The 13,345-nt window shown below is 55.1% G+C and carries 7 protein-coding genes; 5 read left to right on the top strand and 2 right to left on the bottom strand.

Annotated elements, in window-relative coordinates; translation table 11 throughout:
• Nucleotides 1-120 precede the first annotated feature (120 nt).
• Nucleotides 121-1,803: an efflux transporter outer membrane subunit gene (locus tag CA54_RS10085; RefSeq protein ID WP_146370649.1), complete on the top strand. Its 1,683-nt coding sequence runs from the start codon at nucleotides 121-123 to the stop codon at nucleotides 1,801-1,803.
• Nucleotides 1,804-2,218: 415 nt separating this feature from the next.
• On the opposite strand, the gene CA54_RS10080 is transcribed toward CA54_RS10085, so the two are convergent.
• Together CA54_RS10080 and CA54_RS10075 are read right to left on the bottom strand one after the other, a co-directional pair.
• Nucleotides 2,219-5,620 carry an efflux RND transporter permease subunit gene (locus CA54_RS10080; protein ID WP_146370648.1) on the bottom strand — a complete coding sequence of 1,134 codons (3,402 nt, stop codon included), beginning with the start codon at nucleotides 5,618-5,620 and terminating at the stop codon, nucleotides 2,219-2,221.
• A gap of 164 nt (nucleotides 5,621-5,784) precedes the next feature.
• Nucleotides 5,785-6,927, bottom strand: coding sequence for an efflux RND transporter periplasmic adaptor subunit (locus CA54_RS10075; protein WP_197532346.1), 1,143 nt, complete (start codon nucleotides 6,925-6,927; stop codon nucleotides 5,785-5,787).
• 861 nt (nucleotides 6,928-7,788) lie between these two features.
• On the opposite strand from CA54_RS10075, the gene CA54_RS10070 reads away from it, so the two are divergent.
• The 4 genes from CA54_RS10070 (at nucleotide 7,789) to CA54_RS10055 (ending at nucleotide 13,274) form a co-directional block, all read left to right on the top strand.
• Nucleotides 7,789-8,163 (top strand): hypothetical protein, encoded by a 375-nt coding sequence (locus CA54_RS10070; RefSeq protein ID WP_146370646.1) that lies wholly within the window; start codon nucleotides 7,789-7,791, stop codon nucleotides 8,161-8,163.
• A gap of 297 nt (nucleotides 8,164-8,460) precedes the next feature.
• Nucleotides 8,461-10,719 carry a bifunctional SulP family inorganic anion transporter/carbonic anhydrase gene (locus CA54_RS10065; protein WP_146370645.1) on the top strand — a complete coding sequence of 753 codons (2,259 nt, stop codon included), beginning with the start codon at nucleotides 8,461-8,463 and terminating at the stop codon, nucleotides 10,717-10,719.
• Nucleotides 10,720-10,836: 117 nt separating this feature from the next.
• On the top strand, nucleotides 10,837-11,280 hold the full coding sequence (locus CA54_RS10060; protein ID WP_146370644.1) for a hypothetical protein: 444 nt from the start codon (nucleotides 10,837-10,839) through the stop codon (nucleotides 11,278-11,280).
• A gap of 140 nt (nucleotides 11,281-11,420) precedes the next feature.
• The gene (locus CA54_RS10055; RefSeq protein ID WP_146370643.1) at nucleotides 11,421-13,274 is read left to right on the top strand and encodes a chloride channel protein; all 1,854 of its coding nucleotides are present in this window, start codon (nucleotides 11,421-11,423) and stop codon (nucleotides 13,272-13,274) included.
• The last annotated feature ends 71 nt before the right edge of the window (nucleotides 13,275-13,345 follow it).

Raw genomic sequence — 13,345 nt, 5'->3', positions numbered from 1 at the left:
TGCGCTTTTGCTTGAACAACGGTTGGCAGCTGCTCATACGTGCAGATTGAACGCACCGCGCTGGTCATGGTGATTCGAGATTGCAGAGTTGCCAACGAATAAATCAGGGTGGCGGGTGACATGAGCACGCAGCACAAGCCGAAACAGATGCCGCGGAATCATCGCTCGGACCTCCCGCAGACTGCTGGCCAGATTCAGAAATCGAGCAAGAGTGTCCACGTTGGCCGGACCTTGCGATTGGCGTTGCTGTGCTTGTGCTGTGGTTGTACCCCATTAGGGGAATACATTCGCAACGGTTTTGAGGTGGGACCGGACTACAAGCGGCCGCCGGCACCGGTTGCCACGCATTGGATCGACGCGCATGATGAGCGCGTTAGCAGCAACGCCACGGACGACAGCGCCTGGTGGACGGTGTTCAACGATCCGGTCCTCAATGGTCTGATCCACACAGCTTATGAGCAAAACTTGACCGTGCGCGAAGCGGGTTTTCGGGTGCTTCGCTCACGGGCACGTCTGGGAATAGCGATCGGGGAGTTCTTCCCGCAAACACAGGTGATGGAGGGTAGCTATCAACGCGAGGGGGTCAGCCTGGGCGTCGCCAACCGCTTTGCGACACCCGAGCGTTGGTTCAGCCAATGGAATTACGGTTTCGGGTTGGCTTGGGAACTTGATTTCTGGGGCCGTTTTCGACGGGCCATCGAAGCCTCCGAAAGTGTGCTCGATGCCTCCGTCGAACACTACGATGCGGCAATTGTGACCTTGGTCGGCGATGTGGCAACCAGCTACGTGCAGATTCGCACGATCCAAGAACAGATCGCCCTGGCTGAGCAATCGTTGAAATTACAAAAACAGAGTTTGGAAATCGCCACCGCTAAATACGAAGGGGGCGAGACGACCGAAGTCGACGTCTACCAGGGGCAAAGCGACGTCTCGAGCACCGAAGCGTTGATCGAACAGTTGCAGATCGACCTGCGGCAAGCGACCAACCAATTGTGCATACTGATGGGCATGCCGCCGACCGATCTCAGTCAGTTGCTGGGCGAAGGTCCGATTCCGACCGCGCCCGAACAAGTCGTGGTGGGGATACCGGCCGACTTGATCCATCGTCGCCCGGACGTCCGCCGTGCCGAGCGATTGACAGCGGCACAGTCCGAAGAGATCGGCATTGCCGAAACCGACTTCTATCCGCAAATCAGCCTCAACGGCACACTGGGTTGGTCCGCGGAACATGTGGGGGATGCCTTGGACCGCGAGGCGTTTTTAGGCTCGATCGGACCATCGTTCCAATGGGCCATTCTCAACTATGGTCGCATCGCAAACAATGTCCGCGTCCAAGATGCCCGCTTCCAGGAATTGATCGCCAACTACCAAAATACGGTTCTCAACGCTGGTGCCGAAGTCGAGAATGGTCTCGTTTCGTTCCTCCGCTCGAAGAATCAGGCCGAAGATGCCGCGCGGGCAGTCTCGGCCGAAACCGCTGCATTTCATGAAGCATTCGCACAGTACAAGGGCGGCTTGACGGATTATAACCGTGTCGTCGTGATTCAAGAGCGGCTGGTCACTCGGCAACAATCGTTGGCTGATGCGCAAGGCGCAATCGCTCAAGGCCTGATCCAGGTTTATCGATCACTGGGTGGGGGATGGCAGATTCGATTGCAATCGGAAGCTGAGTTTGTGATGCCGATTGAAACCCCTGTCCCGGCAGTTCCTCCTACACCGGCGCCTGTGGAGGATGACTTAACACGGGACGATCCCCCATCACTTGAAGAACCCGGCCTGGCTGTGATTCCACAAAGTGAATAACCCCCCGGTCTGCCAAGGAGTCGTCCAATGGCACGTTGGATACGGATAACATCGATTACATTCAGCTTGATGCTGATCACCACGGCGTGCGCTGACGCCGGTCACTGGTTTCACTTCGACATCGGGCGCCGACCAACCTGCCAACCTTGCCAGGGCGCCATGAGCGGCTGTTGCGACGACTATTGCTCCAAGCCGCTCCCCTGCACTTCGCCGAATTGCAGCGGTTGTGTCGACGACTATTGTGGCAAGCCGCTACCCTGCATTTCCTGCACTAGACCGGGCTGCGTGGATGACTATTGCCCCAAACCTTGCCCGCGATTCATACGTCCCTTGTGCTTGCCGTGGTATCAATGCGGCCCGGGGGAGCGTTGTTATGGCGGTCACGGCATCGTGCCGGGTTGCGATGCGAACTCGCTTAAGTGACTGAATCCGACGCGGGAGGCGGACTGTCCGGTTGAGCACCGTTATCGGCGGATTTCGTTGGCGGCGGGGCTTTTCGTTCGGCACACCAACTGATGACGTAATAAAACACCGGTGTTAAAAAGACGCCGAAGAATGTCACGCCAATCATGCCGCTGAATACCGCCGTCCCCAAAGAGCGCCGCATTTCCCATCCGGCCCCCGTCGCAATCATCAAAGGCAGCACACCGAAGACGAAGGCGAACGACGTCATCAGAATCGGCCGCAGCCGCAATTTGCAGGCTAGCAACGTCGCTTCACGGCGACTGAGACCTTCGGCACGCTGATCGACGGCGTATTCCACAATCAGAATCGCATTCTTGGCGGCCATTGCAATCAAGACGATGAAACCGATCTGAGCAAAAATGTCGACCGGTTTGTGCGCAATCCACACCAGTCCGGCCACCGAACTGAGCAAGCACATCGGCACAACAAGCACGATTCCCACCGGCAACGACCAACTTTCATAAAGCGCCACCAGTACCAAATACACCAACACCAGCGAGAGCGCAAAAATCAGGCTACCGGTACTGGAAGCCGTCACGGCTTGATAGGCGATTCCTGTCCATGCATAGCCGAAGCCCCCGGGCAAATTGTCGGGCGCACAAATTTGCTCCATCTTGGCCATCGCTTGGCCGGCGCTCTCACCGGGTCCGGGTCCGAAAATCAAGGACGATGAATTGACGTCGTTATAGCGCATCACAAACGTCGGCCCATTCACATAGTGGACGTTGATCAATGCGCCCAACGGAACCATTTCATCTTGCGAATTGCGGACCTGTAGAAGTTTGAGGTTCTCGGGATTCGTGCGAAACTTTCCTTCGGCTTCGACATTCACCTGCCAAATGCGGCCGAAACGATTGAATTGGTTGACGTACATCGAGCCCATGTTCGCACTGAGCGTCTCATTCACATCTTGCAGCTTCACGCCCATTTGCATGACTGCTTCGCGGTCGATGTCGACGGCCAATTGCGGGGAGTCGGCTTTGAACGTCGAGAGCATCATGCCGATTTCGGGCTGCGCATGGGCTTGCGAGACGATCGATTCGGTGACATCTTGCAGCTCCTGCAAACCCTGTCCCGTCCGGTCTTCAATTTGAATCTGCAGCCCCCCTGCTCCGCCCAATCCCGGGACCGGCGGAGCGCCGAGAACCCTGGCCTCACAATTGATGACCTCTTTGTGATACCGCGCGTTCAAGGCCTTGATGATTCCCACCGCTTGCGTGTCGGGCGTGGTGCGATCTTTGAACTCGTCGAGAATCACGAATATGGTGCCCCAGTTCGAGGCATCGCACGCTAGGACGACAGAAAATCCGGAGACTGACATCGCCGATTCGACGCCGGGCGTGTCCAGCGCAATTTCCTCCAGCTTTTTCATCGTCGCTTCTGTCCGCTGCACCGAAGCGGAATCGGGCAGCACGACATTCACCAGCACGTATCCCTGATCCTGCGCCGGGATAAAGCCTTTCGGCGCGGTCTTGAGCCCATAACCGGTCAGCCCCAATAACCCCGCATAGATGATGAGCACGATAATGCACAGCCGCAACGACAGCCCGACGATCCGCGTGTAGCCATTTGTGAACAGGTCAAAGACTTTATTAAACGCCCCAAAAATGAGCGACAAAATGCGGTTCAACAACGGGCCGATCAACCAGCCGACTACTGCTCCGGGCAAAAACAGCGCGGCACGCACCGCCCAGCGGGTGAATTCGTCGTCGGTCGGCGGCACGAAATCAGCAGCCCAACTTTGCAGGAGATAGTAGCTCAACACGCCGAATAAGACAGCAATCCCGGCACGCGGCAAGGCTTCCCGTTCAACTGCGTTTTCCCCGCCATGCGGTTTGATCCAAGCGACAGCACGGGCCGGCGCCATGGTGAGCGCATTGGTCGCAGAGAAGAGCGCAGCAGTAGCGATCGTTAATGCGAATTGGCGATAAAACTCGCCGACGAGTCCGGGGACAAAGGCGGTCGGGATGAAAACCGAGGCCAAGACCAAACTGATGCCGAACACCGGGCCGGTGATTTCTGCCATCGCCTTCAGCGTCGCTTCCCGCGCCGGCAGGCCTTCTCCCATCCACCGTTCGATATTTTCGACGACAACAATCGAGTCGTCCACCACAATCCCCACGGCCAGCACCAGTCCGAACAGCGAGAGATTGTTTAAAGAGAAGCCCAGCATTTTCATGACCATGAAGGTGCCGATCAGCGCGACAACGATATCGATCATCGGCAGCAACATGGCCCGCCAATCTTGTAGGAAGACCAGGATCACCACGATCACCAACCCGGCAGCGATATATATCGTGTTGATCACATCATCGACCGAATCACGAATAAAGGGGGTCGTGTCATAAGCAATGACGTAATCGACGCCTTGCGGGAATTGCGCTTTCAATTCCTCCATCTTGGCTTTGACGGCATCACCGGTGGCCAGCGCGTTGGCTGTGGGAGTGGTGTAGACACCCAAGGCGACCGACGGATACTGCACCAGTTTTTCATCTTTCCGGACGGTCAGCGTGCAACTGAGGTCCGAATTTTGTGAACCCAATTCCACGCGGGCGACATCGCTCAAGTAGACCAACTTACCGCCGGTGCCGACTTTGACGACGATTTTTTCAAACTGCTCCACGGTGCTCAAACGGCCCACGGTGTTGAGAACCAATTGAAATTCCTGCCCGGGCGGAACCGGCTCCTGACCGACATTTCCCGCGGCGACATCGACGTTTTGTTGGCGGATCGCATCGACCACATCGCCGGCGGTCATATCGAGTGCGGCGAGTTTTTGCGGTTCGAGCCAGGCCCGCATGCTATAGGAGCGTTCCCCCAAAAACTTCGCCATACCGACGCCCGGCACACGGGAGATCGGGTCAAAGACATTGATCTGGGCGTAGTTGCTAAGGTATAGCGAATCGTAGCGGTTGTCCGGAGAAATCAAATTGATCGCCAACAACATATTGGCCGATTTCAACTTGACGCTCACCCCCTGCTCTTGCACGCTGACCGGCAATTGCGCCAGCGCCAACTGAACGCGCGTTTGCACGAGCATCAGCGCCGTATTGACGTCGGTTCCGACCTCGAAGCTGACAATCAGGTTGTACTGTCCGTTATTGGTGGAGGTGGAGGACATATAGATCATGCCTTCCACACCGTTCACCTGCGCTTCGATCGGTTCGGCGACCGAATCGGCGACGGTCTGCGCATTTCCGCCGGGATAAACCGCAATCACCTGAATGGTGGGAGGGACAATCGGCGGGTATTGCGCCGTGGGCAATGTCTGATAGCAGACTCCACCGGCAATCACGATGATAATCGAGAGCACCCAGGCGAAGTTGGGACGGTCAATAAAAAAACGGGACATATTTAATAAAACCCCGGCAAAGCGGCAGGGACGAAGTTTGTGGAAATTCGAGTGCCGGCGGCACGTTTGCGTGGTTCTGTGTGGGCGGTCCCGTTGGTTGTACGCGGGCACCAACGCCGCCAAAACCCGCTATCACTCAACTTGCATCCAATTGCTATCGGCCGTTATTTGTCGCTCGGCTGCGCCTTCGCCGCTTTGGGAACCGCTTGTGGAGCGCGTAAGAGGGTCAGCATATCGACAGTTTTCGGATCCACTTTGATACCTGGCTTGGCGCGGAGCAAGCCTTCGACAATGACTCGATCCGTGGGTTTGAGAACTTCCACTTGCTTCTGGACAACCTGACCATCGGGACCGGTATCGGAGACGGTCCTATAAGGTTTGATCGCCCGCAATCCGTTGTGCATTTGCCCGACATCGACAACGCGGTATTCCACTTCCTGCTTATCATTCACAATGAGCACGTATCGTTGACCCTGGTTCGTGCCGATGGCCGCATCCGTCACAAGCAGCGCCTCATGAGGCGGTGACGTGGGAATGCGAATCCGTGTGAACAATCCGGAAACGAGTCGCGCATCCTCATTCTTAAAGACGGCGCGCAACTGAATCGATCCGGTACTGGCATCGAGTTGATTACCGATAAAATCGACGAAGCCATCGAGTGAAAATTCGGTATCTGGCCCGATGGCCATTAGTACGGGAATTTCCCCGGAGCGGGCTGATTTTAGCTTGCCGTCGGTGACCAACTGCTCGTAGCGTTCGGTAGTGTTTTGATCGACGTTAAAATAGGCCCAAATCGGCTTGATCGAAACCACGTTGACCAATGTGGTGACGTTTTCCGTGACCAGATTTCCAACGTCAACCATGTGCCGCCCCAACCGCCCGTCTATCGGAGAGGTGACCTTGCACCAATCATAATAGAGTTGTGCCAAGGCAAGATCGGCTTTGGATTTGTCGACCGACGCTTGTGATTCATCGCGAGCACCGAGTCGGCGGGTCAGTTCCTGTTCGCTGATCGCCCCTTTATTTTTCTTTTGGACGGTCAGACCAATGTCGTATTCCGCCTGACTTTCAATTAGGCTGGCCTTTGAAAACTCCACGCTGGCTTTAGCTTGTGCGAGCTGTGCCGCATACGTCCGATCGTCGATCTCAAAGAGAACGTCTCCCTTTTTGACGACATCGCCATCCTTGAAATTGATCTTCGTCAGATAGCCGGAAACGCGGGGATTGATGTCGACCGACTGCACGGCAGCCGTGCGCGCAGTGAATATCTCGTAGTCGGTCACTTGCCGCTGGAGCGGTGAGCTCACTCGGACCACCGGCGGCGCCGCAGGCTTGACCTCCGTCTGCGCTGGCTCACATCCGCCCAGCGCAAGAAAAAGAGACAGGGGCACGTGCAAGCATATTTGACGACCAGTCCCCAGTAGTCTCATTGCATCGCCTTTTCGAGCCAAAAAGTATCCAGTCGTTTCGCAGTTTGAGATCACCCCAATTGGACGGTGAAGGTGAAAGACGTTGTAACAAACTTAGGACACTCACGCGACAAACGGTGCTGAGTTTTTCGTGAAATCGTCAGTTCGACGATTGAAATACTCATGCAGGGTTAATTCGAAATCACCCCCTCTCTTCCAAGGTGGCGCGGCTTCGTCATTTACCCTGGACGACCTTCAGAGAAGCTGCCTTGTCACCCTAACCCATAGAAACCAACAGAAAGGATGACAGTACGCCGAAGGCCAAATTAATCAGCTTGGCGTTGCGAACGAAATGACCGCACCCCAGGTCGGCAGTGTTCACAGTCCAACGCTGGCAAAGAGGCTAACCATTAACCGGCTATTCTCTGTAATTGTTCAGAACTGCCTTCACGGTCTGTGGTACCATTCGTTCGAACGGCTACATAAAGATCCGTATGCCACTGTGCGATTGATACGCGAGCGCGACAACACATACGTTTTCATCAATGAATCAGTGTGTCAATAAGGCGTTTTCGGTGCTACGAGCCTTGTTCGTTCAAACCGGCGTAACGACTTAGTGCACATAGACCTGGGCGATCTTTCCCACAGGGTTTTGTTTTGACAGCTTCCCCGAATTCCTCTATATTCGCTAACGGAGCCGATTCCCTTTTTCTAATGGGAAACGGTGGCGATTTTTAGATGCGCGAGGAACAGCTCTCAATGTCCGGCAGTGCGGGAAACACGACACGGCTACCATTGCCGCGGTTTCTGACCGTCTGGGTCTGTATTGGTGTATTCGCATTTTTACCCTTTTCGCAGCTATTCACCGTTCCGTTTTTTCAGCTATTTTCGGCAACAAATGCGGAAACGACTGAAGGGGAATGCCCCTATCAAAACGATGGGGAAGCGACTGCTGAAGAATTGCTCGCTTATTCGGCAACACGTCGCCGCGCGGACAACCGCCACTGTAATGCCGTCAGGCGTTCGCTACAGACCTCAAAACGGCTCTGCTTGGCGGCATCACATGCCGGACGACGCCCGGGAATTAATAGCCATCAGCTTTCCAATGGCTGTAGCGCGCCATTACGGATTTAGGCTGCGCGCTTACAACACGCATATCGTTGATGTCTTCTTGCGCGCCAACTGACTCGACAACACAGTCTCCAGCGATTCACCCAGTGCGGCAACAATTGCGTTGCAACCCCAGCAAACATTGCGCCCGCGCTTCGTGACTTGCAATTTGAGCCAAACTCATCAGACGCTAAGATCAACCCTGGACCGTCTCGATTTCGTCTCGGCCCGTGGACGGAATTCGGCTGCCTGGAATGGGTTCTTGACAGGCTTACAGATGATTGCCGAATTCTTCACCGAGATTCATGGAACATACCACTCATGACGGAACAACTCCCTAAAAAGTCCGGAACTCTTGTGAACGACCTCACCGCGGGTGTGGTCGTGTTTATCGTCGCCGTGCCACTGTGCTTGGGAATTGCGTTGGCATCCGATGCCCCACTTTTTTCCGGCCTACTCTCCGGAATTGTCGGCGGGATTGTCGTCGGTCTTCTCAGTCGCTCTCACACCAGTGTCAGCGGTCCCGCCGCTGGCCTCACAGCGATTGTCTCCTCGCAAATCACAGCACTGGGATCGTTCCAGGTCTTTCTTTTGGCCGTAATGATCGCCGGAGCGATGCAAATTGCAGCCGGCATTGCTCGTGCCGGTTTCATTGCGATGTTTGTGCCAAATAGCGTGATCAAGGGGTTGCTCACAGCCATCGGTATCATTTTGATCCTCAAGCAAATTCCTCACGTCGTGGGTCACGACGACGATTTCGAAGGAGAGATGTCGTTCGCGCAACCTGACCAACAGAATACGTTTACCGAACTGCTCTCGGTTTTCCAAGGTCAGTGGCATCTTGGTGCAGCGACAATCGGGTTACTCTCCATCGTCCTGTTGGTTGCTTGGAGCCGAATTAAATTCCTCAAAAACTCGCCCGTCCCAGCACCGTTAGTCGTTGTGCTGTTAGGTCTTGGACTCGGAGTGTTGTTTGGAAATTGGGGAGTTGGTTGGGCTATTGGCAAATCGCATCTTGTCCAGGTTCCAGTCGCCAAGAACTTAAGCGAATTCCGCAGCTTCCTGACACATCCAGATTTCTCAGCCTGGTTGAATCCACAGGTCTACATGGCAGCGATCACCATCGCGATCGTCGCCTCGCTGGAAACCGTGTTAAACCTCGAAGCCACCGATCGCCTCGATCCACAACAGAGACAATCCCCACCCAGCCGAGAACTGATCGCCCAAGGTGCGGGCAATATGGTGACCGGTCTGATCGGGGGAATTCCCGTGACCTCGGTCATTGTCCGCAGTTCGGTGAATATCAACACCGGTGGAAAAACTAAACTCTCGACGATTATTCACGGCTGTCTGCTGCTGGCTAGTGTGAGTTTGGCGCCACAAGTCTTGAACCAAATCCCATTGTCCTGCTTGGCAGCAATCCTGCTCGCCACAGGGTTCAAGCTGGCAAGTCCGGCGCTGTTCAAGCAGATGTACAAGGAAGGCAAATATCAGTTCACGCCGTTTTTGATTACGGTGCTGGCCATCGTATTCACGGACTTGCTCGTGGGAATTCTCATCGGCTTAGGAGTCAGTCTGAGTTTCATTTTGTACAGCAACGTAAAACGTCCGTTGCATCGAGTCGTGGAAAACCATGTCGGCGGCGAAGTGCTGCGGATCGAGCTGTCAAATCAAGTCAGTTTCTTAAACCGGGCTGCCATCGTTCAGACGCTCGACGGTGTTCCGGAGGGAGGGAGCGTACTCATCGACGCGCGCAATTCGAGTTACATCGATCCGGATGTGTTGGGTTTGCTGCACGAGTTCAAAAATAAGTCGGCACCAGCACGAGGGATCAGTATTAGCCTCTTGGGATTCCGCAACAGGTATCAACTTGAAGATGAAATTCAATACATCGACTACTCCACACACGAATTACAGGAACGCCTGACCGCCGATCAGGTCTTAGAAATGCTGGTTGCCGGGAACGAGCGGTTCCGGTCCGGTAACACCTTAACGCGGCATACCATTCGCCAGATCAATGCGACGGCCACCGCTCAGCACCCATTGGCGGTCGTTGTGAGTTGCATGGATTCCCGTGCACCGGTGGAGATGATTTTCGACGTCGGCGTAGGAGATGTGTTTGTCGTACGCGTGGCTGGCAACGTCATCAGCCCCGAAGTCTTGGCGAGCATTGAATATGGGTGTGTCATCGCGCGTGCTCCGTTGGTGTTGGTGATGGGGCACACCAATTGCGGGGCGGTCACTGCGACAGTGGATGCTATCTGCGGCCGATCTTTCAATGACGCTGGCTGTAGTCATCTCAAGTATATTGTCGACGAGGTGTCGCCTTCCATCGACGGCCTGTCCCATTTCAATGCAGAACAAGCGACCGACGAAGACAAGATCGCATTCGTGAATCAAGTCAGCCATCGGAATGTGCAACACTCCGTAGAAGCGATCTTACAGCGTAGTCCGGCCATCAGTGAGCAAGTCCGCAACGGTCAGGCGGCGGTGGTCGGTGCAATGTACGATGTCAACACTGGACAGTTGCACTGCCAAGACGTAGACCAGCACGTCAAATCGCAGACTGGTGAAATGTAATGCGGAAGGCCCCCTCGTTGCTGCGTGTGACGAGGGTTGCCTGCCTGGAGGTTGACCGGGTAAGATCGGCGTCGAAATACGTCATTCCCTCTTTTTGGCCGTCAGAAAGTCATCCCCGTGGGCATTCCGATCTTGATCGCCGGAGGCGGATTGATCACGCTGGGGCTGATTTTGATCCGTCACCACGGCGTGGTCTGGATCCGCCAGCAAGCGGAACCAAACCTTTCGGACAAGGATTTAGAGTTTTTTCGTCGGCAACATCGCCGACGAATACAAACTTCGGGGATATTGACGTTAATTGGCTTGGTCATGCTGGTCGGCGACATGCTGGTCGCCAATCGAAAAGATCTCCTCACATTCATGATTTGGCTTGCCCTCCTCTTGCTGTTGGTGATTTGGGTCCTGTTGTTGGCTATGGGGGACTGGTGGGCGATTCGCACGCACACACAATCCGCTCTGGCCGAAATGCAAATCCAGCAAGTGGCCCTAGAACGCAAGGCGGAGCGCTTGCGCAAGGAATATCGCGGCGAAGGAAACGGACATAGCGGCTCGGGAGATTGACGGCGACGGTATCGGTGGGAAACCCGGTTTAGGGGTGTTCTGCCGTGCAATGGATAAGCGCGAGAGAATCACCTAGAATGCCGATTCGGCTCTCTCACCCGCGCATTTTCACTCGCACCACCCTGTCGGTTATTTTGTCCATGGAATTCGTACGACGGTTTGACAATCTCCTCAAGGCCTTTGACCTCAAGTCGACAGGAAAATGGTTTTTTCTCTCGGGCCTGATTGGCATTGTCGCCGGTTTGGGAGCGATTGCTTTTCAGTTCCTCAGCCAGTTGGTGCTCTCCCTGGCTCTCAACGGTGTTGCCGGCTACATGCCGCTAGAACCGGTCGGTGAATACTCTTTTTTACCACATAGCCACACGGTTTTTTCACCTTGGCATCTTCTTCTAGTGATGGCCGGTGGGGGACTTGTCTCCGGCTGGCTGGTGTTCAAATTTGCTCCAGAGGCCGCCGGGCACGGGACCGATGGGGTGATCGAAGCGTTCCACGAAAAACGGGGGGTTATTCGGACCCGCGTCCCTTTCATCAAAACCATCGCGTCAGCCGTCACGTTGGGGACGGGTGGGTCAGGCGGGCGGGAGGGACCGATTGCCCAAATCGGCGCGGGCTTCGGATCGTATCTGGCCACGCGATTACAACTTTCTGATCGCGACCGGCGAATCATGGTGGCGGCGGGCATGGGAGCCGGTGTCGGTGCGATCTTCCGCGCTCCACTGGCCGGAGCCCTGTTCGCTGGAGAAATCCTCTACAAAGATGCCGAAATCGAATCGGACGTCATCGTTCCGGCGGCGATCTCCTCTATCATCGGCTATAGCGTCTATAGCCTGTCGCTACCTCCCGATTTTCGTTTCACACCGTTGTTTGGAAAAGAACTGCAGTTTGAAGTCGGTTCAACGCTGGAACTGATTCCCTATGCGCTCTTGGCGATCATTCTGTCCTTTGTCGCGGTCTTATACATCAAGGTGTTTTACGGCGCCCATGCAATTTTCGATCGCCTGCCGATTCCGATAATGCTGCGCCCCGCGCTGGGAGCTTTGCTGGCCGGACTCATTGGATTAGGAATCTTTTACGGATTCGACGGCGATGTGCGTGCACTCGCAGTGCTCTCCACAGGTTATGGTGCCATTCAGCACGCGGTCGCGCCCCAGGCGACAATGGCGATTCCGCTCCTTTTGGCGATCGCCTTCGGAAAAATCGTGACCACCTCCTGCACGATCAGCTCCGGCGGATCGGGGGGCGTCTTTGGTCCATCGATGGTCATCGGCGGTTCGATCGGATCGGCAGTGGGACAATTCTTTCATGAATATTCACCCGACATCGTCCACCACCCGCAGGCATATACGATCGTGGGCATGGCCGGGTTCTTTGCCGGGGCTGCACATGCGCCGATTTCCACAATCATCATGGTCTCGGAGATGACCGGTAATTATCAATTGCTGTTGCCGGCGATGTGGGTCTCTACACTCTGCTTTCTGTTTTGCCGCCGTTGGACCCTGTATCAAAAACAGGCTCCCAGCCGAATGGAATCCCCCGCACATCGCGGCGATTTTATTGTCGACGTACTCGAAGGCATTCACGTCAGCGATGTGTTCGTCCCGGGACGCCCAGTGACCTGTGTGCCCGAATCCATGACCCTTGACCAAATCGTGCACCTGCTGGCCGAAACGCACGAGTCGTACTTTCCCGTCGTCAATAAACAAGACCGCGTCGTGGGCATTTTCTCCGCCCGCGATGTGCGGACGTATCTCTACGACGAGACCATTTGGAACCTGGCAATCGCTGAGGATATCATGACGACTAAAATCGTCAGCGTGAATCCGAACGACGATCTGAACACCGCCTTGCAACGTTTTACTTCGGTGAATCTCGACGAACTCCCCGTCTTCGACGCCGACGAACCGGGCAAACTGTTAGGAATGTTGCGCCGCAAGGAAACCATCGCATTCTATAACCGGCAATTACTCCGAAGAAAACAAGGGGAAGTGGCCTGAAATTGGCCGACGATTGACTGAGTTCCAGGAACGCGGGATTTTGAGACTCTCGATATTCAGTTCACAACGAT

Origin of the sequence: Symmachiella macrocystis, assembly GCF_007860075.1 — a bacterium.
Lineage (GTDB): Bacteria > Planctomycetota > Planctomycetia > Planctomycetales > Planctomycetaceae > Symmachiella > Symmachiella macrocystis.
Note: the sequence above shows the minus strand (reverse complement) of the source record. Positions and strands in the feature narration are given on the sequence as shown.

Bases quoted from the DNA above. Each gene is read 5' to 3' on its own strand.
- CA54_RS10070 (WP_146370646.1), top strand. From the start codon at position 7,789: ATGTCCGGCAGTGCGGGAAACACGACACGGCTACCATTGCCGCGGTTT.
- CA54_RS10080 (WP_146370648.1), bottom strand. From the start codon at position 5,620: ATGTCCCGTTTTTTTATTGACCGTCCCAACTTCGCCTGGGTGCTCTCG.
- CA54_RS10055 (WP_146370643.1), top strand. From the start codon at position 11,421: ATGGAATTCGTACGACGGTTTGACAATCTCCTCAAGGCCTTTGACCTC.
- CA54_RS10085 (WP_146370649.1), top strand. From the start codon at position 121: ATGAGCACGCAGCACAAGCCGAAACAGATGCCGCGGAATCATCGCTCG.
- CA54_RS10065 (WP_146370645.1), top strand. From the start codon at position 8,461: ATGACGGAACAACTCCCTAAAAAGTCCGGAACTCTTGTGAACGACCTC.